Consider the following 24,417-nt stretch of genomic DNA (forward strand, 5'->3'; position numbering starts at 1 on the left):
CGGTATTCTTTCTATTTTAAGCGGAGAATCCGAAGACAACAAGGCGGAATCGGAAAACAGGCCGAAGGCATGTCCGCGCGCAAATCAAAGAGGAGCGGATACCGTCCGCTCCCGTGCTTTTTGCCGCCTTTTTTGCGGTGTATGCGGTTTTTACGCCGAATCGAATATTCGTTAAGGTTGCGTAAGCGCCTTTTCTACCGATTTCAGCGATTCTTCCTTAATATGAGGGGCTTCGCTGATCACCCATTGAGGCATCTCGTACACATGTCCGGCTTTGACGGCCTTCAAGTTTTTCCAGACCGACGTCTGCTCGATTCGGCTGCGGTTATCGTCCGCGTCCTGATCGCCGTCCGCATTCGGAGCGCCGACTTCGACGAAAATGTAATCCGCGTCGTAATCCGGCAATACCTCGAGCGAGATCGGAACGACGTCGTCCAACGCTTCGACGCCTCGGGCGGGCGTTAGGCCGAGATCGCCGTACAGGACGTCGGACAGTGCCTGCTTCGGTCCGTGAACGCGAACTTCCTTAGGCAGGATACGCAAGTAAAGGAACGTCGAACCCGCGGGAACGACTTTCGCGATATTGGCTTTTGCCGCTTCGGCTTCACGTTCGTAACGGCTCAGCCATTCTTCCGCCTGCGCTTCGCGTCCGAACATGGCGCCGTACGAACGAAGCTCTTCTTTCCAATCCTCGGACGGGGAATCGGCGATGACGGTCGGTGCGATCGCCTTCAACTGATCGTACAGATCGGCTTGCGCCTTGCGCCCCAAAATGACGTCGGGCGCGGCATTCAGCACAGCTTCCGGATTCACCTCGTCTCCGAGCGGCTGAACGCCTTCCAGCAGCGACGGCTCAAGGTAAGGAGGCATCCCGCCGCCGGGATATGTGCCGGACGCGTAAGGTTTGAGTCCGAGCGCCAGCAGGAAATCCGTCAACCGGTAATCGAGCGAGGCGATGCGTTGCGGAGAAGCCGGAATCGCGCTCTCGCCTTTCAGATGGTTGACGTTCCGCACGGCAGGCTGCGCTCCGTCAGTGTCTGCCGCGGTTGCGCCGGGCGTATCGTTGCTGTCGGAAGAAAGGTTATCGGCAGCGCCGCAGCCCGCGACCGACAACAGAGCCGGCAGCAAAATCGCAAGCAGGCAGGCGCGAACCGTTTTTTTTGGACGAACCAACATATAAAATCCCCTTTAGCCTCAAATGATAATCGTTATCATATACAAAAAAGAAAAAGACGTCAAATAATGTCGAAAACATCGAGGAGGCTGCGCGGCTTTTTTGACGAATAGATTGATAAAAGGACATTATTTTTTCGAAAAGAAGGTCTTCAGGTTTTTGAAAATTCATTTTGTTATTGACCTTTGCGAATAAAAGTATAGACAATGCTGCGTTGATTCGTTACCATGAGAAAATGAAAAATGCAGCATTGAATTGAACGCAGAAAGGTCGGAGGGGTATGGCAGGATTGAACAAAAAATCGGGAAATGCCGGAGAAAGACTCGGAGAGGGCGGCACCGGCTTTTCCAAAAACGGATTTATCCTGGCGGCGATCGGAAGCTCGGTCGGCCTGGGCAATATGTGGAAGTTCCCTTACATCACGGGGGAAAACGGCGGGGCGGCATTTTTCCTGCTGTTCATCGTCTGCCTGGTCGTGGTCGGATTACCGATCCTGCTCGCGGAAATGACGATCGGCCGGGGCGGCAGAGGCAATGCGTCTTCCTCGCTGTTCAATCTGACCAATAAAAAGCACTGGAAATGGTTCGGTTTGATCTCGATCATCACGGCTTTCCTGATCATGTCGTATTACAGCGTGGTCGCGGGTTGGACGCTGCATTACATGATCCAATCGTTCGCGGGCGCGTTGTCGGACGTCAACATGGATTACGCGGCAACGTTCCTCGGGTTCGCGGGCGGCTATATGCCGATCTTCTGGAGCGCCGTCGTGATGATCATCACGGGCTACGTTATCGCAAAAGGCGTATCCGGCGGGATCGAGAAGTTCAACAAAATCCTGATTCCCGGCTTCCTGATCCTGCTGCTCATCATGATGGTACGCGCGTTGACGCTGCCGGGAGCGCTGGAAGGAGCCGAATTCTTCCTGAAGCCGGACTTCTCCAAGCTGAACGAAGAATCGGTTCTGATCGCGCTCGGCCACTCGTTCTTCTCGTTGTCGCTGGGTATGGGCTGCATGCTGACTTACGGCTCTTATGTACAAAAGGATCAATCGCTCGGCAAAGCTACGCTCGCGATCGGCGCGGGCGACCTGCTGTACGCGTTCATCGCGGGTTTAGTGATCTTCCCAACCGTATTCGCTTACGGTATGGAACCGTCGAGCGGCGTAGGCTTGGCCTTCATCGCACTCCCGGCCGCATTTGCTCAAATGCCCCTCGGTTTCTTGTTCGGCGGGATTTTCTTCCTGCTGCTGGCGATCGCCGCGCTGACGTCGGCCGTGTCGATTCTTGAAGTCCCGGTCGCTTACGCGATGGAACAATGGAAATGGAGCCGGAAAAAAACGGCGATCATCATGGCAGGACTGGCATTCCTGCTCGGCGTACCTTCCGCACTGTCGGTCGAAGGCGCTGACGGGCCCTTGAGCAATCTGTTGGTGTTCGGCAAAACGATCTTCGATCTGTTCGACTTCTCCACATCCTATATCCTGATGCCTGTCGGCGGTCTGATCATTACGCTGTTCACAGGCTACGCCTGGAAACGCGCAGGCGAAGAAGCGGGTCTGACAGGCGGCATCTACAAAACATGGATGTTCCTGCTGCGCTACGTTTGCCCGCTTCTGATCATCCTGATCTTCCTCTACTCCGTAGGGGTACTGAAGTTCTAATCGTTGTTCCAAAGGTAAGATCCTTGCTTGGAACATAGGCCTTTTTCGGTCTTCGATAGGTTTTGTTTTCTCTATCCTATCCCCATAAAAAAAGCGCTCCGCCCGGCTCCGCATAACCGTGCGGAGCCTTTTTTTGTTCCGAGCGAAGCGAAGGTGCGGAGGGAGAAATTCAGTGTAGGAGCGATAGCGTTCGCCTTTGCCCTGGGGAAGCCTCCTTGCAAAATTCAATCCAGCTTCCCCAGGGCAACACGCGACCGAAACGAATTTCTCCCGCAGCACCGCCCTTCAGCTTCCCTCCCGAACAGGAACTCCCGCGCACTTGACGCTCCCCCCAAGGAGCGCTTTTCCCCCCCCATTCCCTTTAAAAGTCAGATTTTTATAAAAAACCTTCGCTTCCGTATAAAGACCGCCCCGATTCCCCGATGCTATGCTGAAACACGTAAACAACACCAGCGGCACGATCAATATGAAAGCGTTATCTAAAAAGCGGTACGGGAGGAGTCCGGTGATGAAAAAAATAGCGGCGCTTCTGCTTGCGCTGATGCTGACGGCGATGCTGGCCGGCTGCAATCTGGCGGAAAGCAGCGCGGGAAGCGCGGACAAAGGCTATATTGGGTTGTCGATGCCGACCAAGTCGTCCGAACGATGGGTGGCGGACGGCAGCAATATGCGGAAGCTGTTCGAAGAAAAAGGCTACAAGACCGATCTGCAATACGCCGAAGACGTGGTCGAGAACCAGATCTCGCAGATCGAGAACATGATTACCAAAGGCGTCGACGTGATCGTCATCGCCGCGGTGGACGGCAACACGCTGACCGACGTGATCGGCAAAGCGCATGATCAGGGCATTCAGGTCATTGCTTACGACCGCCTGATCCGCAACACGCCGCATCTCAGCTATTACGCGACGTTCGATAACTTCAAGGTGGGGGTGCTTCAAGCTTCCTACATCGAGCAGGCGCTAGGGCTCAAAGACGGCAAGGGACCGTTCAACATCGAGCTGTTCGGCGGTTCCCCGGACGACAACAATGCTTACTTCTTCTATGACGGCGCCATGTCCGTGCTTCAGCCGTACCTCGATTCCGGCAAGCTCGTCGTGCGCAGCAAACAGACGACGATGGCACAGATCGCCACGCTGCGCTGGGACGGCTCGCTGGCGCAGTCGCGGATGGACAATCTGTTGAGCGCCTACTATTCGTCGGAAAATTTGGATGCGGTACTGTCTCCGTACGACGGCATCAGCATCGGCATCCTGTCTTCGCTCAAAGGCATCGGATACGGGTCGTCAGACAAGCCGCTACCGGTCATTACCGGACAAGACGCCGAATTGGCCTCGATCAAATCGATCGTCTCCGGCCAACAAACGCAAACCGTGTTCAAAGACACCCGCAAGCTGGCGCAGCAAACGGTATCCATGACCGAAAGCGTGCTCCAAGGCGAGCAAGCAGAAGTGAACGATACGGAATCTTACGATAACGGCGTTAGGGTCGTTCCGGCTTACCTGCTCGATCCCGTCTCGGTCGACATCAACAATGTGCAGGAAGAGATCGTCGATCAGGATTATTACACCAAGGAAGAAATTGGACTGAAATAACGCAAAAGGGGGACGCGTCATGTCGGAGTATATTTTGGAAATGCGCGGCATCGTCAAAAGTTTTCCCGGCGTCAAAGCGCTGGACGACGTCAATATCCGCGTGCGAAAAGGGGAAATCCAGTCGCTGTGCGGCGAGAACGGAGCCGGAAAGTCGACGCTGATGAAAGTACTCAGCGGCGTATATCCGCACGGCAGCTACGAAGGCGATATCTTGTTCGAAGGACAGACCTGCGAGTTCAAGGACATCAAGCAAAGCGAAGAAAAAGGCATCGTCATCATCCACCAGGAGCTGGCGCTAATTCCGTACCTGTCGATCGCGGAAAATATTTTTCTGGGCAACGAACGTTCGAAAAAAGGCATTATCGACTGGAACGAAACGATCGTCAAAACAAGCGAACTGCTCAAAAAAGTCGGCCTGAACGAAAATCCGAACACGCTCGTCGGCGATATCGGCGTCGGCAAGCAGCAGCTCGTCGAAATCGCCAAAGCTTTATCCAAAAAGGTCAAACTGCTGATCCTCGACGAACCGACGGCCGCCTTGAACGAAAACGACAGCGAAAACCTGCTTCGGCTGATGTTGGAATTCAAACGCGAAGGCATGACCTGCATCCTGATTTCCCATAAGCTGAACGAGGTATCGAAAGTGTCGGATTCGATCACCATTTTGCGCGACGGCCATACGATCGAAACGCTGGATATGAAAGCGGATCAAGTCACCGAAGACCGGATCATCAGCGGCATGGTCGGACGCGATATGACCAGCCGTTATCCCGAGCGCCAACCGAACATCGGCGACGTGGCGCTCGAAGTCCGCGACTGGACTGTTTACCACGAACATCATCCCGACCGCAAAGCGCTGGACAATATCAACATGACCATCCGCCGCGGCGAAATCGTCGGAATCGCCGGACTGATGGGCGCGGGACGTACCGAGCTTGCCATGAGCATTTTCGGCAAATCGTACGGGCGAAGCATCAGCGGCACGCTGGTCAAAGACGGCAAGGAAGTGCGCAACAATACCGTCAACCAGGCGATCGACAACGGCTTCGCCTACGTGACCGAAGACCGCAAAGAATACGGCCTGATCCTGATGGACGATATCAAGCGCAATATCTCGCTGACCGGACTTCGCAAGCTGACCAAGCGCGCGGTCGTGAACGAACGCGAAGAAGTTTTGGTCGCCGAAGACATGCGCAAACGGATGAATATCAAATCGCCGAATATCCTGCAAAAAACGGGCAATCTGAGCGGCGGCAATCAGCAAAAAGTCGTGCTCGGCAAATGGATTTTCGCCGAACCGGATATCCTGATTCTCGACGAACCGACCCGAGGCATCGACGTCGGCGCCAAATACGAGATTTATACGATCATCCATCAACTTGCCGCGCAGGGCAAAGCCGTGATCGTCATCTCGTCCGAACTTCCGGAAGTGATCGGGCTGAGCGACCGCATCTACGTGATGAACGCGGGCAAAATCACCGGCGAAGTGGAGCGCGCGGACGCGTCTCAAGAAACGTTGATGAAATACATGACCAATACTGGAGGGGTTAAGCGTGGAAGCGATCACCAAACTGTTTAAAAGCAATGTTCGCCAGTACGGCATGATTATCGCGTTGATCGTCATCATGATTTTGTTCACGGTGCTGACGGGCGGGCTGCTCGTCAAGCCGATCAATATCACCAACCTGATTTTGCAAAACAGCTATATCCTCGTGCTCGCGATCGGCATGGTGCTCGTCATCATCACCGGGCATATCGACTTGTCCGTCGGTTCGATCGCCGCATTCGTCGGCGCCATGTCCGCGATCATGATGGTCGATTGGGGACTGCCGGCTTGGGTCGCGGTCGTCGCTTCGCTGGTCATCGGCGGATTGATCGGCGCTTGGCAGGGCTTCTGGGTCGCTTACGTCAAAATACCGGCGTTCATCGTCACGCTGGCGGGAATGCTGCTGTTCCGGGGCTTGACGATGATCGTGCTCGAGGGCCAATCCATTTCGCCGTTCCCGGCGGGCTTTACCAAGATCAGCTCCGGCTTCGTGCCGAACCTGGCCGATACGGCGACCAATCTGGTGGCGATTCTGGCGGGTATCGCCTTCACCGTACTGTACGTGTTCAACGAGCTTCGCGCCCGCCGCGAGCAGCTCAAATACAAATTCGACGTGTCTTCGTCCGGGCTGTTCATTTTCAAACTAGTCGCGATCGCGGTCGTGCTGAACCTGTTCACGTTCATGCTGGCCAGCTACGCGGGCATTCCGAACATTCTGGTGCTGCTGTTCGTGCTGATCCTCGCTTACTCGTTCATGATGAACAAAACGGTAATGGGCCGTCATGTCTACGCGCTGGGCGGCAACGAGAAAGCGGCGGGACTGTCGGGCGTCAAAACGAAAAAAGTTACGTTCTGGGTGTTCGTCAACATGGGCGTGCTCGCGGCGGTCAGCGGCTTGATCTTCGCGGCCCGTCTGGACGCGGCGACGCCGAGAGCGGGCACCAACTTCGAGCTTGATGCCATCGCGGCGTGCTTTATCGGCGGCGCTTCCGCTTCCGGCGGAATCGGCACGGTGTTCGGCGCGATCATCGGCGGCTTGGTCATGGGCGTGCTCAACAACGGCATGTCGCTGATCGGCCTCGGCATCGACTGGCAGCAAGGGATCAAAGGCTTGGTGCTGCTGCTCGCGGTCGCGTTCGATATTTACAACAAAAACAAACGGGTCGCTTAAGTTTGATCGCGTTCGGCCGTATCCGCAGGCAGGCTTCGGCCGACTTGCGGATGCGGCTTTGCCGCGTTCGATGCGTAAGCGCTTTTTTTTGCCGCGCGCATCCGATAAAATCAACATGAACGGCCTGCGGAATCTTGATTGCTCGGACGAATGTCCGAACGACGCAGGCCGCGACGACGAAAACGAAAAAGGAGGAAGCGGTCCCGTGAAAAAAACGACGCTGCTGTACATGGTGCTGATCGCGGCTTTTTTGGCTTACGCGGCTCGGCACGTGTACACGAATCAGGTCGGCGAAGGATCGTTCCGATCGGAAGAACTGCGGGGAGAACTCGGCGAAAACTACGTCATGGTCACCTTTTTATCGGGCATCGAATATTGGAAAAGTTGTCTCAAAGGCTTCGAAGACGCGGCGGAAGCGTTGAACGTCTCGATCGAATACCGCGGCGCCACGCAGTACGATGCCCGGGAGCAAATCACCGTGCTGGAACAGATCATCGCCAAAAAGCCGGCCGGCATCGCCATTTCCGCCATTGATCCGGATTCGCTGAAAGGCGCGATCGACAAAGCGGTGGACGCGGGCATTCCCGTGGTGCTGTTCGATTCCGGCGCGCCCGACAGCAAAGCCTTTTCGTTTCTAGGCACGGACAACGCGGCGGCAGGCGGCGCGGCGGCGGAGCAGATGGCCGGACTGCTCGGCGGGCAGGGCCAGGTTGCCGTCATCACGCTGCCTAACCAGCAAAATCACGACGAGCGCACGCAAGGGTTTCAAGACGCGATCCGGCAGCGGTACCCGGGCATGGAAGTCGTGGCGGTGGAAGACGACAAAGGCGACGCGATGATCGCGAAAGACCTGACCAAGTCGCTGCTGAAACGGTATCCGAATCTGGCGGGCGTGTTCGTGACCGAAGCGGCCGGCGGCAAAGGAGCGGGCGAAGCGGCGGCGGAGCTGGATCGGACCGAAAAGCTGCGCGTGATCGCGTTCGATACGGACAAAGACACGCTGGACATGATCCGCGAAGGGCGAATTTCCGCGACCATCGCGCAGGGTACATGGAATATGGGCTATTGGTCGCTGCAATATCTGTTCCATCTGCATCACGATCTGACGATTCCTTCGCCTACGGCTTCGGGCGACGTCTCGCCGCTGCCGGTCAACGTGAATACGGGAATTTCGGTCGTGACGCCTCAAAACGTGGACGATTATTATGCGAAATGAACGAGAATCTTCGGATAGCCGGAACAGGCATGGAGTTTGGGCAAAAGCCAAGACTTTTCGCCTGCACGATCTGCGGCTGCGTTACCAGCTCATGGTCCTGTTTTTGCTGATCAGCCTGCTGCCGTCGATCGGTCTGGGTTATCTGGTCAATTGGACGGTCAGCCGCGTGCTGGAACGTCAGGCCGTCGATCATACGCTGCAATTGATCACGAAGGTCAACCAAACGCTCGACAGCGATATGGAAAATTTGCAAAACATGACGTATCTGATCGGGTTCGACGACCGGGTGCGGCAGTTCATGACCGACGGCGCCGCGAACGAACAGGAGTCGTATCGATTGAAGCAGTATTTGCAGCGCTACACGACCCTTTATCCCGAAATCGCCGGACTATTGGTCGCGGGAGCGGACGGCCAATACGTCAGCAACGAACTGTATGCCCGCGATCCCGGCCGGTCGTTGACGGAAGAAGACTGGTATGCGCGGGCGGAGGAAAACGAAGGGTTGTTCACGATCCTCGGTCAGCCGTCGGGCCGCAATTTGACCTCGCACGTCAGCTATCAGGATAACGAAGTCGTCACGGTCGCACGTGCGGTGGTGGATACGGATACGGAACGCACAATCGGCGTGGTGCTGATCGATCTCAAGCTGTGGACGATCTCCAAAGCGGCGCGCGACGTCAAGCTGGGCCGGACCGGTTATCTGACCGTCGTCGATCGCGAAGGAGGCCGGATCTATGCGCCGGACGCGCCGTATATCGACCGTATTCCTTCGGAATGGTTCGCGGACGGGAGTACGGGAGCGATCACGCGTAAGGTGGACGGCCGGGAACTTCAGTTGATTTACGGAGATTCTTCGTTTACCGGATGGCGGACCGTCGGCGTTTTTCTGACGCGGGAATCGTTGTTCGAAGTCGGTCAGATTCATTTTTACGTGATCTGCTTTCTGTTCGTGGTCTGCATGCTCGGATTGACAGCTGCGCTGCGGCTGTCTTCTTCGATCTCCGAACCGATCCGCCTGCTTCAAGACGATATGCGCCGCACGGAATCGGGAGACTTGACCGTCCGGCATACCTCCGTAAGGCAAGACGAGATCGGCATGCTGGGACGAAGCTTCAACCGGATGCTGGTCGAGCTGCGGCGGCTGATTCAGCTGAACGAACGCAAAGAACGGCAAAAAAGGGAAGCCGAGCTGCGGAGTTTACAGGACAATATCAAGCCGCATTTTTTGTACAACACGCTGGATACGATCCACTGGATGGCACGCAAAAAAGGAGCCGACGAAGTATCCGAGATGGTCGAGTCGTTATCGAAACTGTTTCGGATCGGGCTCAGCAAAGGCGGCGACATCATCCCGCTTGCGGACGAGCTGGAGCATATCCGCAGCTACGTGCTGATCCAGCAAACGCGTTATCAAGGACGATTGAACGTGGAGATCGAAACCGATGAACGGGCGGGCGACTATTTCGTGCTTAAGCTGCTGCTTCAGCCGCTGGTGGAGAACGCCATTTATCACGGAATCAAAGCGCGCCGGGGACCTGGGAATATTACGATCAAATTGCGAGCGGAACAGGATGCCTTGCTGCTGCAGGTGGCCGACGACGGCGCGGGCATGAAGCCCGAGCGGCTGGAAGAGCTGAAGCGGAAGCTTGCGAATCCGCTCGAAGCGATCGAGAGACAGGCGTCGGAATCGCAAAAAAGCGGTCGCAGTTACGGAATGCTGAACGTGCAGTCCCGGCTGCGGCTCGCTTTCGGCGAACATTACGGCATCGAGATCGCGAGCAAGGAAAGCGAAGGGACGGTCGTCTCGGTGCGCCATCCGCTGCTGCATGAACCGCCCGCTTTTGCGACCGGGAACGAGGAGGAGGAACGATCATGAACGAAACGCCGTATCGGGTATTGATCGCCGACGACGAACCGATTATCCGCGAAGGACTGCGGGAATCGATCGATTGGGCCGCGCTCGGCATGAAAGTGGTCGGCGAAGCGGAAGACGGGGAAGAAGCGCTGGAGTTGGCTTTGGATTTGGAGGTTCAGTTGGCGCTGGTCGATATGAACATGCCTTTTTTGAACGGGATTTCGTTGATGCGCAAACTGCGGGAACGATTGCCGGACTGCCGGTTCGTCATCATCACGGGGCACGACGAATTCGATTATGCACGCGAAGGCATTCGCCTCGGCGTGGAAGATTATATCCTCAAGCCGGTGAACCCGGAAGCGCTGCGCGGCGTGCTGCTGCGGGTCAAAGAAAGCCTCGACGGAGAAGCCAGGCAGGCCGGGTATTTGAAGCTCGCATCCGAGCAGATTCGGCGCAACATTCCGATGCTCCAAGCCCGTTTCGGTCAGGAATGGGCGGAAGGACGGTTGGATCGCGAAGAAATAGGGGAACGGTTGGCTTTTCTCGGTCTGCCGGCAGCGCCCCTGGTTCAGTTATGCGTGATCCGTTGGCCCGAGCCGGAAGCGGCGCAGCCGATTTTGAAAGAAAGCGATCGACAGCTGTATTGGTTTGCCGCGGAAAATATCGTATCCGAACTGGCGGGGCAGCGCCGCCATATGCTGATTCGGGATTCTTCGGGTCTGCTGCTGTTGTTTTTGTGGGATACGGCCGAGCAGGAGATCGCCGAAGTGATCGAACGCCAGGTGCGTCGTTTTTTGAAACTCGTCGTGCAGGCGCATATCGAATCGGTGCCGCCCGGCAGCGACGTCGAAGATCTGCCGGACGTATACAAACGCTGCCGCGAAGCCGTTTACAAAGACGCCCAATTGTCGCCGCTCGTACGCCGGGCCAGAGAGTACATTCGCGATTACTACGGCGATCCCGAATTGACGCTGGAATCGTTCGCCCGGAATTTGCAGGTTTCTCCCGTTTATTTGAGCCGCGTGCTCAAAAAAGAATTGGGCGATTCGTTCGTCGCGCTGCTCACCCATACGCGGATACGCAAAGCGATCGAACTGCTCAATACGACCGATCTGCCGATCTACGAGATCGCCGAGCAGAGCGGGTACGACACCCAGCATTACTTCAGTACCGCTTTCAAAAAAGTGATGGGCGTGTCGCCGAACCAGTACCGCCGGGGAGCCGCTTTTCCCGAACGGCCGTCCGGTCAATAAGCGGCCCTGCGCCGATCGCGGTCAGACTTCTTTTTTCCTATCCCGCCTGCATGGTTGCGAAACGCGCCAGGCGTGTAATAGAACTTAGCGGCCGGGTAAAGATCTCGCTGAACGATCGCCCGGCCAAGAAGTTCGAAGAAAAGAGGGAAAGGCATGGAACAACAAAAAAAATTCAATCTGCGCTTCGACTGGCCCCATCATTTTCTGGCGCTTCCGCTGTCTTTGGTAGTGCTGGTAGCTTCGGTCGTTCGTCTGATCGGCGAGCTGCGGCAGGATCAAGGATCGTCGGACGACTGGATTCTGGTCGGTCTTGCGTTCGTGCTGCTGCTGGCGCTGCTGCGCATGCGGGTATACGCGACCAAAACGCAGGATCGGATCGTGCGGGTCGAAGAAAACTTCCGTTACTACCGCCTGACGGGCCGCGAACCGGATCGGCGCCTGAGCGTCGCCCAGATCATCGCGCTGCGCAATGCCGGCGATACGGAGTTCCCGGGACTTTGCGCCCGCGCCGCCGAAGAGAACTGGGACGCGGAGCGGATTCGCTCGGAGATCAAGCATTTCCGACCGGATACGATGCGGATCTGACGGAGGGGCGGGAAGCGAGAAGACTGCGAGAAAAATTCGTTAGCGGATGCTTACGAGGCGGCTTTCTCCGAAAGCCTTCGCCTGCACTGAATTTTTCTCTCCGTCTTCTCGCTTCCTTATAAGTTGTATGTTACAAAAAAAGCGCGGCGCCGATTGCGATCGGCTGCCGCGCTTTTTCATTGACGATTTTTCTCGTTTTTTAAATGAAGCACAAACTTACACGACGCCTTGGGCGATCATGGCATCGGCGACTTTGAGGAAACCGGCGATGTTGGCGCCTACGACCAGGTTTCCGGCTTGGCCGTATTCTTCGGCGGCTTTTGTCGATTCCGCATAGATGTTCTTCATGATTTGGTGCAGCTTCGCATCCACTTCTTCGAACGTCCAAGACAGACGTGCGCTGTTTTGCGCCATTTCCAGCGCGGATACGGCTACGCCGCCGGCATTCGCAGCTTTTGCTGGACCGAACAGAACGCCGGCTTTGAGGAAGTTCTCGATCGCGCCCAGCGTTGACGGCATGTTGGCTCCTTCGCCGATGGCTTTGACGCCGCGGCTGATCAGGCCGGCTGCCGCTTCGGCATCGATCTCGTTTTGCGTTGCGCATGGCAGCGCGATATCGCAAGCAATGCTCCAGATGCCTTCGCAGCCTTCCGTGTACGTCGCATGCGGATGCTCGGCCACGTATTCGGAAATGCGTCCGCGGCCTGCTTCTTTGATGCATTTTACCGTAGCGAGATTGATGCCTTCCGGATCGTGGACATAACCCGAGGAGTCGCTGCACGCGATAACGGTCGCGCCGAGCTCTTGAGCTTTTTCAATCGCATAGATCGAGACGTTGCCCGAACCGGATACCGTCACGCGGCTGCCTTTGAAGTCCAGTCCGGCGCCGTTCAGCATTTCCTGCACGAAGTACACGCAGCCATAACCTGTCGCTTCGGTGCGAGCCAAGCTGCCGCCGTACAGCGGGTTTTTGCCTGTCAAGACGCCTGCTTCGCTTGCCCCGCGGATACGCTTGTATTGACCGTACATGTAACCGATCTCGCGTGCGCCGACACCGATATCGCCCGCCGGAACATCGACGTCCGAACCGATATGTCGATACAGCTCCGTCATGAAGCTTTGCGTAAAGCGCATCACTTCCAGATCGGATTTGCCTTTCGGATCAAAATCCGACCCGCCTTTACCGCCGCCGATCGGCTGGCCGGTAAGCGAGTTCTTAAGTACCTGCTCAAAACCGAGGAATTTGATGATGCTCGCGTTAACCGAAGGATGGAAACGCAAGCCGCCTTTATAAGGTCCGATCGCGCTGTTGAACTGAACGCGGAAGCCGCGGTTCACCTGTACCCGACCCGAATCGTCAACCCAAGGCACCCGGAACGAAATCAGGCGCTCCGGTTCGGACAAGCGCTCGAGCAGACCATGCTCGCGGTAACGAGGATTTTTGGCAAATACGGGAACGAGCGAATCGAAAATCTCGCGTACGGCCTGATGGAACTCGTCTTCGTAAGGATTGCGACGTACCACAGCAGCAAACACGGATTCGACATAAGCTTTCGCTTCGGCATAGGCAGTTTCGTTTTGAGTCTCGATCATAAATACACGCTCCTTCGAAATGGGTTTCGGTGATTGGTGCTTTTATAAAATACCGGGTTCTAGCGTTAATCTGATAAAGGAATAAACTAAATAGAAACACCGGAGAACAAACGAGGATCGTACGCGTACATAACCTTCCTTGAAGGAAGTCGTCTCTTTACATTTGAGGAAAAGAGCTGCAAACTCCCGCAGCCCTTAATAATCCCGCTGCACCAAAAGCGCAGCGATTCACTTAATCTTTTTACCTATTCCATAAAAAACGGAATGTTGAATATCGTTGAAAGCCCTATTCTAGCGAAGCGATAGGCGGAGGGAGAAATTTAGTGAAAGACGCCTTTGAACTCGGAAAAATTCCAATCAAAAGTCAAATCGATTTTTCCGAGTGAGACAGCGCCTTGAACAAATTTCTCCCGCAGCCGCCCCGGCTTCGCCCCAACGAATAGGACTTTCAAAAAGATCTACAGCAATCCGATCTACAGCAATTCCGCGCGCAGCTCCGCAGCGCTTTTCGGCGACAGATGACCCAGCGGAATATCGAATACCGTCCGCGCTCCCGTCTGCCCTTCGGCAGCCAGTTTAAACGCCGCGCGCGCATAAGCGATCAATACGCTGGCCGTGAACTCCGGGTTGCTTTCCAGTTCCAAGCCGAATTCGATCCGCTGCTTACTTCCGGCTCCGGTAACGCCGCTGCGCATCACGAATCCGCCGTGAGGCATGCCCGAATGCTCGCGCTCCAGTTCTTCTGCCGTAATGAACGTCACGCTTGTGTTGTAGTCGGAGAAGTAGTTCGGCATCGATACGATCGCTTCGCGAATCGCGTTCTCGTCCGCGCCTTCTTCGGCAACGACGTAACAGTCGCGCATATGCTTATCCCGGGTTTTCAATTCCGGCGTTTCGCCCGAACGGATCAAGTCGATCGCGGTTTGGACAGGCACCGTGTATTGCACGCCTGCTTTGACGCCTGGAACGCGACGAATCGCGTCGGAATGTCCTTGGCTGACGCCTTTGCCCCAGAATGTATATTTCTTGCCTTCAGGCAAGATCGATTCCGCAAGCAGTCGGTTCATCGAGAACAAGCCCGGGTCCCAACCCGTCGAAATGACGCTGACCCGTTCGCCTTCGAGAGCGGCCGTATTCACCGTATCGAAAAATTCAGGGATCTTGGCATGCGTATCGAAGCTGTCCACCGTATGGAACAGCGAAGCAAGCTGAGGGGTTTGTTCAGGCAGATCCGTAGCGGAACCCCCGCACAGGATCATCACGTCGACATCATTACGAAATTGCTCGACGTCTGCGATATGTACAAAACGGACTGATTCTCCGCGCTGTTCCAGCGACTTGGGATCACGACGGCTGAATACCGCCACAAGTTCCATGTCCGGATTTTGCGCAATTGCGCTGCGTACGCCCCGGCCGAGATTGCCATAGCCGACGATGCCGATTCTGATTTTTTGCTGCATGAAAGAATCCTCCCTTTGCAAACGTTTGACTGTAAAACTCCGAATATCCGTTAAGTATAGTTATAGTTGACACGGTGTGTAAACTGCCTAATTGAATTTTCGTTAAAAAATGCCCCTAAAGTCCTAGATTTGATGAGTGGTTAGTTAACATTTTGACAAAAGGGAACGATTGCGTTTGTGGCGTCCGGGCGCTCTTTCGCTTAAAATATGGGCAAGACGTTACAAGGCGTGAAAGCAGACGACGAACGAGGCCGTGCACGTGCACCCGGTCTTTTCGGAGTTTGGACACACAGCCTAAATACAAACGCATATAGCTCGCAGAAAACTGCCGGCTTTTAAACATAAGGAGGCTCGAACGTGACTGGAACGGTATTGATTATCGAGGATGAAGACAAGATTGCCCGTCTGTTGGAGCTTGAACTGGGCTATGAAGGCTATCGGACAGGGCGCGCGGGTTCGGGAACGGAAGGGTTGGAGCTGTACAGGGAAGGCGGTTGGGACCTGATTCTGCTGGATGTGATGCTGCCGGGAATCAGCGGGATCGAAGTACTGCGGCGTATTCGCGCCACCGATCCATTGACTCCGGTCATTCTGCTGACGGCAAAAGACTCGGTCGAAGACAAGGTATCCGGACTGGATCTGGGTGCGAGCGATTACGTGACCAAGCCTTTCGAAATCGAGGAACTGCTGGCACGCATCCGTTCTTCGCTGCGGGTCAGCGCCGCCAGGACGGCTCGACAGGAAGCGGTTGTTGACGTCGCGGAAGAGTTTCTTGCGATCGGCGATTTGCGCTTGAACGAGCAGACGAGAGAAGTATACCGGGGAGAACGTCGGATCGACTTGACCCCTCGCGAATTTGATCTGCTTGTTTTCCTGCTTCGCAATCAGCGTCAAGTCTTGAGCCGGGAACAAATGATTCGAGAGGTATGGGGGTACGATTATGCGGGAGACACGAACGTCGTCGACGTGTATATCCGTTATGTGCGAAAAAAGATCGACGAGACGGGACTTCCCGAGTTGATCCATACGGTGCGCGGCGTAGGTTACGTCTTGAAGGAGTCTTCCTGAGATGCGGCTCAAAAGTAAAATCTATCTTTACACCTCGGTGCTTTTCGCGGCATTGCTGGCTGTGGTCTGCATCTCGGTCTACGTATTATTTCAGCGAATGTCTGTGGAAGACGAGACGCAGCGGATACAAGCCGAAGCTTTTTTGATCGCTGAGCGGGTCGCCGGATCTTCTGCGCAAATTGCCCCGGACGATCTGCTGCGCGCTTACGTTCCGGCGGACGGCATGCTGCGAGTTGTCCGCCCTGAAGGGACAAGTCTCTCTGCTGTGACGAACGGGGCGGGAGATGCTTTTACCGCTGAAACGTATGCGTACCACGAAAGTGTCACCAGTGAGCGATTAAGCGCGGGCGGCAGCGGCTATATCCGTGTATCCGTGCCCGTCATCTGGTCGGACGGCGAGGTACGCAGCGTGCAAATCAGCCGCAGCATCGCGGATACGGAAGGTCGTCTTGCCGTATTGCGCACCGTATTGGTAGTGGTGTCGCTGCTCGCGTTGATTCCTGCCATTCTGGCCAGCCGCGTCCTGTCGAATCGGATTGTGAAACCGATCTCGGCGCTTACCGGTACGATGGGCGATATCCGGCAGAGCGGGAAATTTCGGCAGATCGAGACGGGTCAGAAGCCCGGCGACGAGTTGGCGGAGATGGAGCGTGCGTTCAATGAAATGATCGCGCTGCTCGAAGCCAACTTCGCCAGGCAGGAGCGCTTCGTCTCGGATGCTTCGCACGAACTCAAAACGCCGCTGACGATTATCGAGAGTTATGCGAACTTACTGCGCCGCCGGGGCAAAGAGCGCCCGGAAGTATTCGATGAAGCCGTGGGCGCGATCTTGTCGGAATCGGTACGGATGAGGGAGTTGACCGAACGTTTACTTCAATCGGCGCGTCGTCCCGAGGCGGACACTCTGGAAATGACAGAAACGAATTTAACCGCGTCAGTTCGGGAATCGGCTGCGGCATTTTCGGGAGCTTATGGACGCAGGGTAAACGTGCGCGCAGATGACGTTGTTCCGGTAACGACAGATACGGCCAAAGTGCGCCAACTGCTTTTTATCTTGCTGGACAATGCGCGCAAGTACAGCGAAGATGGAATTGAAGTCGAAGTTTCCGGGGGAAGCGGCATTGCGGCAAGAATACGGGTGATAGACCGGGGCGTCGGGATTCCCGAAGCCGAATTGCCCAAAGTATTTGATCGCTTCTATCGAGTCGACTCTTCCCGTACCCGCCAGACAGGCGGCTCCGGTCTGGGTTTATCCTTGGCGCAAGATATTGCTGAAGCGTTGGGCGTTCAGATCGGAATCGAGAGCCAAGTGGGAAAAGGGACTATGGTCACCTTGGCGTTTCCAACCTTAAATCTGCCTCGTCCTACCTCAGACACCCGAAGCGGTAAAACAGGTCTCGGACGAAGAAGCACGCGTACGGATGAACATAAATCGGAGCGAAAGGAGAGATCGTGATGAAACGCATTTCAGGAAAACTCATCGGATCGGCGGCCGTAGCGGCGGTTGCGGTGACGGGATTGATCCTTTGGAGTCCCTGGGGAGCAGCCGAACCTGCACTCACGCGCGAACAAGCCGAACAGGAATTGTTGGCACGTTACAGCGGGCAAGTCGAATCGGCCAATCTGGCAAACGGTCGCTACGACATGCTGCTGCGAACCGATGCGGGGCTGTACGCCGTAGCGCTCTCCGCTTCCAGCGGACAGGTCGAATCGATCAGCCGTCTGGAGGCTGCCGAAAAGCCCCTGCCTGAAATTCTTGAACGCACTAAAGTCAAAACGCTGCTGGAAAATCGTGCAACAGGCGCAACAGTCACCCGCCTGGAACTAGAAACGCCGACAGACGCAGATAATCCTCTCTATGTGGCAGAATTAACCGATCATGCAGGTCGCTTATTAAAACTTACAATCGATGCGTACAGCGGCGATATCCAATCCGAACAAGAAATCGCCGCACCGCCGACAAATGATAACGGCTCCACCCAACCGACCGAGGCCCCCGGCAGTTCTTCCAACGGACAAAATGGCGAGAATCCCGACAATTCGACCAAGCCTGACGACAAGGGCAATCAACCGCAGAAACCGAATGCCGACGAACCGGTTCGTTTGCTCAGTGAAAAAGAAGCCGAAAAAATCGCCGCAAAATCGCTAGCCGACGCAGGCTCCAAAGTCGAAGACACCGACGCCGATCTCCGAACCGAAGACGACGGCCAAGCCTACTACCTGGTGGAAGTCGAACTCGAAGACGGCCGCGAAGCCTCCGTCCAAATCAATGCCGTCTCCGGCGCCGTCCTCTCGACCACCTGGGACGAAGACAAAGAAAACGAAGACGACGAAAATACCTAACCTACCCAACCGCCTCTCGTGCAGGCGGTTCTTTTTGTTTTTTTATTTCTCTTTTTTCCTTAAAGTTTATATTGTACAAAGCGTCCAGCGAAGGGAGAAATTCAGTGAAAGACGCCTTTGAACTCGGAAAACGTCTTTATTTAAATCCAATCCAGTTTTCCGAGTGAGACAGCGCCTTGAACGAATTTCTCCCGCAGCGCCCCCGCTTTAACCCCCATACAAACTTCTCACTTTTTTCTCATCGTTTTCTAATGAAGCTCTCTCCGCCTTCTCAGACGGCACGGTTAATCTAATAGTGCGGCAGGGCAAGACGCCTTGCAAACCTACAAAAGAGAAACCGAGGAGGAGATTGAAATGGTAAAACGTAAAGTGATGATCGGAGCGGTTGCGGCCGCATTGACGCTCGGAGGAACGGCAGCTTTGGCGAGCGGTGCGGGAACGGGAACATCCGCGAACGGTGCGGCGACCTCGTCGAATGCATCCGCGCAAACGCAAAACGCGTCGGCTGCCTCGATTATTTCGCCGGAACGCGCAAAAGAAATCGCGCTGAAAGCGCAAGCCGGAACGGTGGACGATATCGATCTGGAAACGAAAAACGGCAAAACGTATTACGAAGTCGATATCGACCGCGCCAACGGCGACGACGTGGATGTCTGGGTGGATGCTTACTCCGCTTCCGTACTGAAAGTGGTCAACGACGACGATAACGACGGTTCGAACAGCAAACAGAAAAATTCGAACGCCAAAGCAACCGGCGCTGCCGCTTCCGTGAAGATCACGTCGGCCAAGGCCGAAGAAATCGCACTCAAGCAGACCGGCGGCGGAACGGTAACCGATATCGATCTGGATAAAGACGACGGTCGTTTCATTTACGAAGTCGAAGTCAAAACGGCGCAAGGCGAAGCGGACGTGGACGTCGATGCCAACACGGGAAAAGTGCTTTCCTATGACGAAGATTTCGATGACAACGACGACGACGGCGATGACGATTGATTTTAGGCGGTTCGATACAAAACGATAGCCATAAAAAAACGGAAGATGCCGCAGCGGCATCTTCCGTTTTGTGATTTCATTTCGCTTTTGCTCTTATTCCGTTTCGAAGATATGGCCTTTGACGGCAATTTTATACAGCATGTCGGCAGCTTGAGCACGAGTCAAAGGCTCATTCGGATGAATATTTCCTTTCGCGTCCAATTCCAGAATTCCGAACGCGAGTGCTTCCTGCATCGAACCGCTGCTTCCGTCCGGAATCGAAGCTTCGTCCGTAATCTCTACCGGAATTAATCGGAACATCGGCAGCGCTCCTGATTTTTGTCCGGCGTTGATCAGCAGCGAGGCGAACGAAGCCCGGGTAGCCGGAGCGTTCGGGTCGAGATCGCGCGGGAGGTTCAGGTCGCTGTAAGCGGCGATCACCAGCGCCTCGGAATACCAAGCGTCATCGGAAGCTTTCGGGAAGGAGTCCGAAGCTTCGGGTTTTTTGAAAAAGTTCAAATCATCGATATTCAATCCGAATGTATCGACAGCAAGTTGAATGGCTTGAGCATTGGTGAATGTGCCTTGCGGGTTGAATTTGCCGTCTTTGGCGCCTTTCACGATGCCGGCTTCTTGAAGGGCCGTGATTTGCGCAGCTTGCGGTACGCCTTGCAGATCGCCGAAAGCGGATGCGGCATACGCGGAACCTCCGGCCAGACCGGATAGCAAAATGGCCGCAGCGGCCGGGATCGCGACGAATGTTTTACCGAAATTTTTTCTCATCAATAACACGCTCCTTGATTAGGCTTGGATATCCTTCAGACGCGAGGATTCGGGCGAATGTTGCAATCCGGGATAAAAAAAGCGGGAGATCGCTTGCGCGGTGGGTAAAAACATAGCAAGCGTTCGGCTCGAAGGCATCATAAGGCAAGTCGCCTGCTTTTCATTTTGGAGAGGAGTTGAAAGCATGGGATATTTCGATATGATCGATCTGCCGCTGGAGTTCGAACATCTGCTGCGAATTCTGATCGCGGGAATGTGCGGGGCTTTGATCGGCTATGAACGGAAAAGCAGGCGCAAGGAGGCGGGGACCCGTACGCATTTTATCGTGGCGGTAGGCGCGGCGCTGATCATGGTCATCTCCAAGTACGGATTCATGGATTTGGAAGGGCGAACCGGCGTGCAGATCGATCCGACGAAAGTCGCGTCCGAGATCGTCAGCGGCGTCGGTTTTCTCGGAGCAGGCATGATTTTCATGCGAAAATACACCATCAACGGACTGACCACCGCGGCGGGAATGTGGGCGACTGCGGGAGTCGGCATGGCGATGGGAGCGGGATTGTACATTTTGGGGATTGCGGCGACGCTGCTGATTTACATGGCGCAGATTATTATGCACAGTAACTTCAAAGGTCGTCTGGTCGCGTCCACGCATCGTCTGCTTGTGACCGTCCGGCAGGAGAAAGGAGCAGCGGAACAATTCAAACGACTGCTGCAAGAGCGGGATATCGCGGTGATCAACTTCAAAGCAGGCGGCAAAGACGAAGAGAAAAAGCACTTGACTCTCGATCTGGTAGTGCGGCTTCCGAAAGGGACGACTGCGGATGAGCTGATGCCGCTGTTGGAAGAACACGACCAGATCATCGGAATCGAGATGAAGTGAAAATTAAGAAAGCCCTATCTTCACGCGGGAGACGCTGCGGGAGAAATTCGTTCAAGACGCTGTCTCACGCAGAAAGCTTACAGCTTTCCGCGTTCAAAGGCGTCTTTCACTAAATTTTTCCCTCCGCTCCGCTTGCGTATAGATGGGGCTTTCTTATGGGGGAGTTAGGAAGGGACAATATAAAACATGATGTATGTGTCTTACATAAAGAAGCTGCTGCTATAAAAATCGGCTATAAAAGGTTATAAAAAGAGCGAAGGCGTCAGCCTCGCTCTTTGAGTAGTTCTTTTCCGTATTCGGTGTAGTAGGTGTTGGCGTTGCGGGTGTCTAAGGATTGGGCGATGGCGAAGGCTTCGGTTTCCAGTTTGTGGCGCAGCTCGTCGTGGTTGTCGGCCAGGTCGTAGAAGCGGGAGGAAGGCGGAAGGTTAAGGACGAATGTTTCGCCGGTGCGAATCAGTTTTTGCAGCAGAGCGGCTGCGTTCCAGTAGAACATCATCCGGTTCAGCGGATCTTCGTGGCCTTCGACCTGCGGGAGATGGCGTTCCAGCAAGGGCAGGGCTTTTTGAGGATCGACGATGGACAGGTAACCGATATGTTCGCCGAACTCGTGTACGAAGGTCAGATTGTCGCGAATCAATTTATAGCTTTCGGGCTGAAGCTTATCGGCTTCTTCGGTGCGTCCCAGCCGATGCAGCGGGAGCAGCAGGAAAGGCAAGGTTGCGTGCGGGACGTGAGCGCAGCGTTGACGGCCTTTGACGATCGGCTGAGCTTTTTTGACCGCGGCTTCGTCTTGTCCGGTGAGCAGCAGGTAACGGACTTGCTCATCCAGTTCGCAAGCGGAGCAGTCGCTCATGGCGTCTCTTTTCAGCTTGCGGAATTCATTCAGGTATTCGCCGGCTTTGTCCAGATCGCCCATATACATCGAGATCCGGAAACGGTAGTACCAATAAGTGCGGTCACTGACTCCGTACTCCCGATAACGCCGACGAAGGTCCTCCAGCAGCGATTCGATCTGCTGTGCAGGGACGTCGGGGAAGGAAGGGACATCGTCGATGACCCACTTATAATTCCAATGCAGCGTATGGGCTTCGTAGGCTTCCGGGTTGCGATCATATTGACCGAGCTGCCAAGAGTACGCCACGATCGCTTTTAACGGAAAACCTCCGAAACTGCCGACTTCCACGATCTCTTCGCGCGCCTCGTAACCCGCTTCGATATTGCCTGCGAGATCAGCCAGCTCAGCCGCTCTCTCCAGCAACGCCATCTTGGCTGCGCCGTTAGGCAGGCCGTAAGCCTCCGTCATCAGGTCTTCAAATTCCGCTTCGAAATGGTCCATCGTGATTTATTCTCCCTTCTCCGATTCCATGCTCCAATCAATCAACGACAAAATGCCTTTATTCATCAATGCCAGCTCTGAACGGCTCATCGGATAGTGTCCCATCATCAGCGCATTCGCGTATAACATCTCGACTAATGTGTTCAGACGGCTTGTGGATCGGCCCGTGAATAGCCGTTCGACGACAGGGTTGTTCAGGTTCAGATACAAAATCGAATACGAGCTTGCCTCCCCTTGAAGCGATCCGCCCAGACTGCCGAGTATGGACGCGAAGGCTTGCGGGCTTTCTTCGCTGGCGCGTTCGATCGAACGCAGCGTAGCGGCTTCTTCCGGCAATGTGAACAAGGCGGGCAATTCCTCCGGCTTGAAGCGTTTCAACAGAATGCGGCAGCGGAAACGTTGAAGAGCCAGATCCGCGGTACGGGCGGCTTGAAGGGTTGCGGATCGTTCTTCGGGATTCAAGTCGGTAAAAGCAAGCGATACATCCTCGGGCAATAAACGACGAACGTCGATTCCCGGCAAGATGCGAGTGAGCGACTCCAGCAATTCCGCTTCGTAAATATAACCTCCGTTGACGACCAGCATCGATTGAGCGGAAGCGACATGGCGAAGTTGGCGATAATGGTCGAGCGTAGCGGTATAGTAGAGCGTTTGTTCTTCGTCAATCAACTCACCCAGCGTTTTGTGTCCGTAGGTGCTTTCGAACGGCAGCCAGCGGTGGATCATCCGGTAAAACGCATCGTCTTCCACAGCCAGGTTTTTCATCGACAACGCATGCAGTTCGACGATTCGCCGCAATCGAGCCTGGTCCTGTTCGCTCATGCGAATCAGCGCGTCCCGAATTGCCTCACCGAGTTCACCGCGTACGCGTTCCAACTGTTCGTTTTCGTAAAAATGCTCACGCGAGGCCGTCGGTTGAAGTTCGTCGGTCCAAATCAAGCATTTTACGAAAAAGGCCCATTCCGGCAAAATATTGTCCGCCTGCTCGGAGATCAGCATGCGTTTGAGATACACTTTGTGCGAGCGATTGGCGTTCAGATTGACCGCATGCGGGAGAACGTAGGCAATACCGCCTGTGCGTCCCGTCGAAGTTCGCAACGGAATAAAGTCACGGAATCGCTCGCCCAGCATTTTTTCGCCAAAACGCAGCACCTCGTCCGGGCTGCCGTGCGCAAGATCCGGACGCACGATCCAGTCAGGGACTTCCGGGTTAATGCGTTGCTCCCGTCCTCCCGCAGATAAGCGAATCGGATACGGCAGCAGCGCGCCATAATGCAGAAGATCCAATTCTACCGTTTCCGCTTCGAAATAAAAGTCCGTCTCCGGCTTGCAGCGCAAATAGACTTTCGTTCCCGGCGTCAACGACGTTTCCAATTTGCGAATCGTGTATGTACCGTCCGGCTTGCCTCTCCATTCGATCGAAGGGCCGCCGCTTGCCGACTGGGTCAGCATGACGATCTCGTCACTGACCATGAAGCAGGAGAGCAGGCCGATACCGAAGCGTCCGATAAAGGAAGTCTCGCCAAGCAGTTCCGTTCCGTTTCGCTTGGAAGAGTGGCCGATCATGGCAAGGAATTCATGGACGTCTTCCTCGGTTAACCCGATTCCGTTGTCCTGCATCAGCAAGGTGGCGTCGGCGCCATGGCTGGCCAGCTCGACAGAGACTTCGCCGCGATGGGACGGATCCAGATCCATGCGTGCCGTGATCGCGTCGGTGGCATTTTGCAGCAATTCGCGCAGAAATACACGTGGGCTGCTGTACAAGTGGTTCGATAAAATATCGATCATTCCGCTCAAGTTGACCTGAAAGCGATACTCCTGTGAATCGGACATTTTTATTCCTCCTCTAATTTCCGTTTCCATAAAACCCCTGGCTCTATTTTAGCTTGCTTCATTCCCATTTCCAAATCAGGCAGGCATTTTGCGAC

The 24,417-nt window shown here is 55.0% G+C and carries 19 protein-coding genes; 13 read left to right on the forward strand and 6 right to left on the reverse strand.

Annotated elements, in window-relative coordinates; translation table 11 throughout:
- Positions 1–171: 171 nt before the first annotated feature.
- Positions 172–1,176, reverse strand: a complete 1,005-nt coding sequence (locus HRQ63_RS14285) for an ABC transporter substrate-binding protein (RefSeq protein ID WP_172244842.1) — start codon at positions 1,174–1,176, stop codon at positions 172–174.
- 278 nt (positions 1,177–1,454) lie between these two features.
- Here HRQ63_RS14285 and HRQ63_RS14290 point away from each other — a divergent pair, with 278 nt between their 5' ends.
- From HRQ63_RS14290 to HRQ63_RS14325, 8 genes are all read left to right on the forward strand, one after another.
- Positions 1,455–2,834 (forward strand): sodium-dependent transporter, encoded by a 1,380-nt coding sequence (locus tag HRQ63_RS14290; RefSeq protein ID WP_172244844.1) that lies wholly within the window; start codon positions 1,455–1,457, stop codon positions 2,832–2,834.
- A 508-nt stretch (positions 2,835–3,342) separates the two neighbouring features.
- A complete protein-coding gene (gene chvE, locus HRQ63_RS14295; protein ID WP_172244846.1) occupies positions 3,343–4,428 on the forward strand; it encodes a multiple monosaccharide ABC transporter substrate-binding protein in 1,086 nt (361 codons plus the stop codon).
- Between the two features lie 19 nt (positions 4,429–4,447).
- Positions 4,448–6,007 (forward strand): multiple monosaccharide ABC transporter ATP-binding protein, encoded by a 1,560-nt coding sequence (gene mmsA, locus HRQ63_RS14300; protein ID WP_172244856.1) that lies wholly within the window; start codon positions 4,448–4,450, stop codon positions 6,005–6,007.
- On the forward strand, positions 5,982–7,145 hold the full coding sequence (mmsB, locus tag HRQ63_RS14305) for a multiple monosaccharide ABC transporter permease (RefSeq protein WP_172244858.1): 1,164 nt from the start codon (positions 5,982–5,984) through the stop codon (positions 7,143–7,145). The genes mmsA and mmsB overlap by 26 nt, the downstream gene beginning before the upstream one ends.
- A gap of 205 nt (positions 7,146–7,350) precedes the next feature.
- Positions 7,351–8,361, forward strand: coding sequence for a substrate-binding domain-containing protein (locus HRQ63_RS14310; protein ID WP_172244860.1), 1,011 nt, complete (start codon positions 7,351–7,353; stop codon positions 8,359–8,361).
- Positions 8,351–10,237, forward strand: a complete 1,887-nt coding sequence (locus tag HRQ63_RS14315; protein ID WP_172244862.1) for a cache domain-containing sensor histidine kinase — start codon at positions 8,351–8,353, stop codon at positions 10,235–10,237. Before HRQ63_RS14310 ends, HRQ63_RS14315 begins: the two co-directional genes overlap by 11 nt.
- A complete protein-coding gene (locus HRQ63_RS14320; RefSeq protein ID WP_172244864.1) occupies positions 10,234–11,469 on the forward strand; it encodes a response regulator in 1,236 nt (411 codons plus the stop codon). Before HRQ63_RS14315 ends, HRQ63_RS14320 begins: the two co-directional genes overlap by 4 nt.
- A 153-nt stretch (positions 11,470–11,622) precedes the next feature.
- The gene (locus HRQ63_RS14325; protein WP_172244866.1) at positions 11,623–12,054 is read left to right on the forward strand and encodes a DUF6526 family protein; all 432 of its coding nucleotides are present in this window, start codon (positions 11,623–11,625) and stop codon (positions 12,052–12,054) included.
- A gap of 216 nt (positions 12,055–12,270) precedes the next feature.
- Here HRQ63_RS14325 and gdhA read toward each other — a convergent pair whose 3' ends face one another.
- Together gdhA and HRQ63_RS14335 are read right to left on the reverse strand one after the other, a co-directional pair.
- Positions 12,271–13,647, reverse strand: coding sequence for an NADP-specific glutamate dehydrogenase (gdhA, locus tag HRQ63_RS14330; protein ID WP_172244868.1), 1,377 nt, complete (start codon positions 13,645–13,647; stop codon positions 12,271–12,273).
- 473 nt (positions 13,648–14,120) lie between these two features.
- Positions 14,121–15,107, reverse strand: a complete 987-nt coding sequence (locus tag HRQ63_RS14335) for a diaminopimelate dehydrogenase (RefSeq protein WP_172244870.1) — start codon at positions 15,105–15,107, stop codon at positions 14,121–14,123.
- 357 nt (positions 15,108–15,464) lie between these two features.
- Between HRQ63_RS14335 and HRQ63_RS14340 the strand changes: the two genes are divergently transcribed.
- The 4 genes from HRQ63_RS14340 (at position 15,465) to HRQ63_RS14355 (ending at position 19,511) form a co-directional block, all read left to right on the forward strand.
- A complete protein-coding gene (locus tag HRQ63_RS14340) occupies positions 15,465–16,175 on the forward strand; it encodes a response regulator transcription factor (RefSeq protein ID WP_172244872.1) in 711 nt (236 codons plus the stop codon).
- Between the two features lies 1 nt (position 16,176).
- The gene (locus HRQ63_RS14345; protein ID WP_172244874.1) at positions 16,177–17,631 is read left to right on the forward strand and encodes a sensor histidine kinase; all 1,455 of its coding nucleotides are present in this window, start codon (positions 16,177–16,179) and stop codon (positions 17,629–17,631) included.
- Complete coding sequence (locus tag HRQ63_RS14350; RefSeq protein ID WP_172244876.1) at positions 17,631–18,518, forward strand: PepSY domain-containing protein; 888 nt, start codon at positions 17,631–17,633, stop codon at positions 18,516–18,518. The genes HRQ63_RS14345 and HRQ63_RS14350 overlap by 1 nt, the downstream gene beginning before the upstream one ends.
- A 354-nt stretch (positions 18,519–18,872) precedes the next feature.
- Positions 18,873–19,511, forward strand: a complete 639-nt coding sequence (locus tag HRQ63_RS14355; protein WP_172244878.1) for a PepSY domain-containing protein — start codon at positions 18,873–18,875, stop codon at positions 19,509–19,511.
- 93 nt (positions 19,512–19,604) lie between these two features.
- On the opposite strand, the gene HRQ63_RS14360 is transcribed toward HRQ63_RS14355, so the two are convergent.
- The gene (locus HRQ63_RS14360; RefSeq protein WP_172244880.1) at positions 19,605–20,273 is read right to left on the reverse strand and encodes an S-layer homology domain-containing protein; all 669 of its coding nucleotides are present in this window, start codon (positions 20,271–20,273) and stop codon (positions 19,605–19,607) included.
- Between the two features lie 184 nt (positions 20,274–20,457).
- Here HRQ63_RS14360 and HRQ63_RS14365 point away from each other — a divergent pair, with 184 nt between their 5' ends.
- Entirely contained in the window at positions 20,458–21,153 is a 696-nt protein-coding gene (locus HRQ63_RS14365) for an MgtC/SapB family protein (protein WP_216673935.1), read from the forward strand.
- Positions 21,154–21,415: 262 nt separating this feature from the next.
- On the opposite strand, the gene HRQ63_RS14370 is transcribed toward HRQ63_RS14365, so the two are convergent.
- Both HRQ63_RS14370 and HRQ63_RS14375 read right to left on the reverse strand, forming a co-directional pair.
- Positions 21,416–22,489, reverse strand: a complete 1,074-nt coding sequence (locus HRQ63_RS14370) for a hypothetical protein (RefSeq protein ID WP_172244882.1) — start codon at positions 22,487–22,489, stop codon at positions 21,416–21,418.
- A 6-nt stretch (positions 22,490–22,495) separates the two neighbouring features.
- Positions 22,496–24,322, reverse strand: a complete 1,827-nt coding sequence (locus tag HRQ63_RS14375) for an HSP90 family protein (protein WP_172244884.1) — start codon at positions 24,320–24,322, stop codon at positions 22,496–22,498.
- Between the last annotated feature and the right edge of the window lie 95 nt (positions 24,323–24,417).

Source organism: Saccharibacillus endophyticus, from assembly GCF_013185185.1.
Lineage (GTDB): Bacteria > Bacillota > Bacilli > Paenibacillales > Paenibacillaceae > Saccharibacillus > Saccharibacillus endophyticus.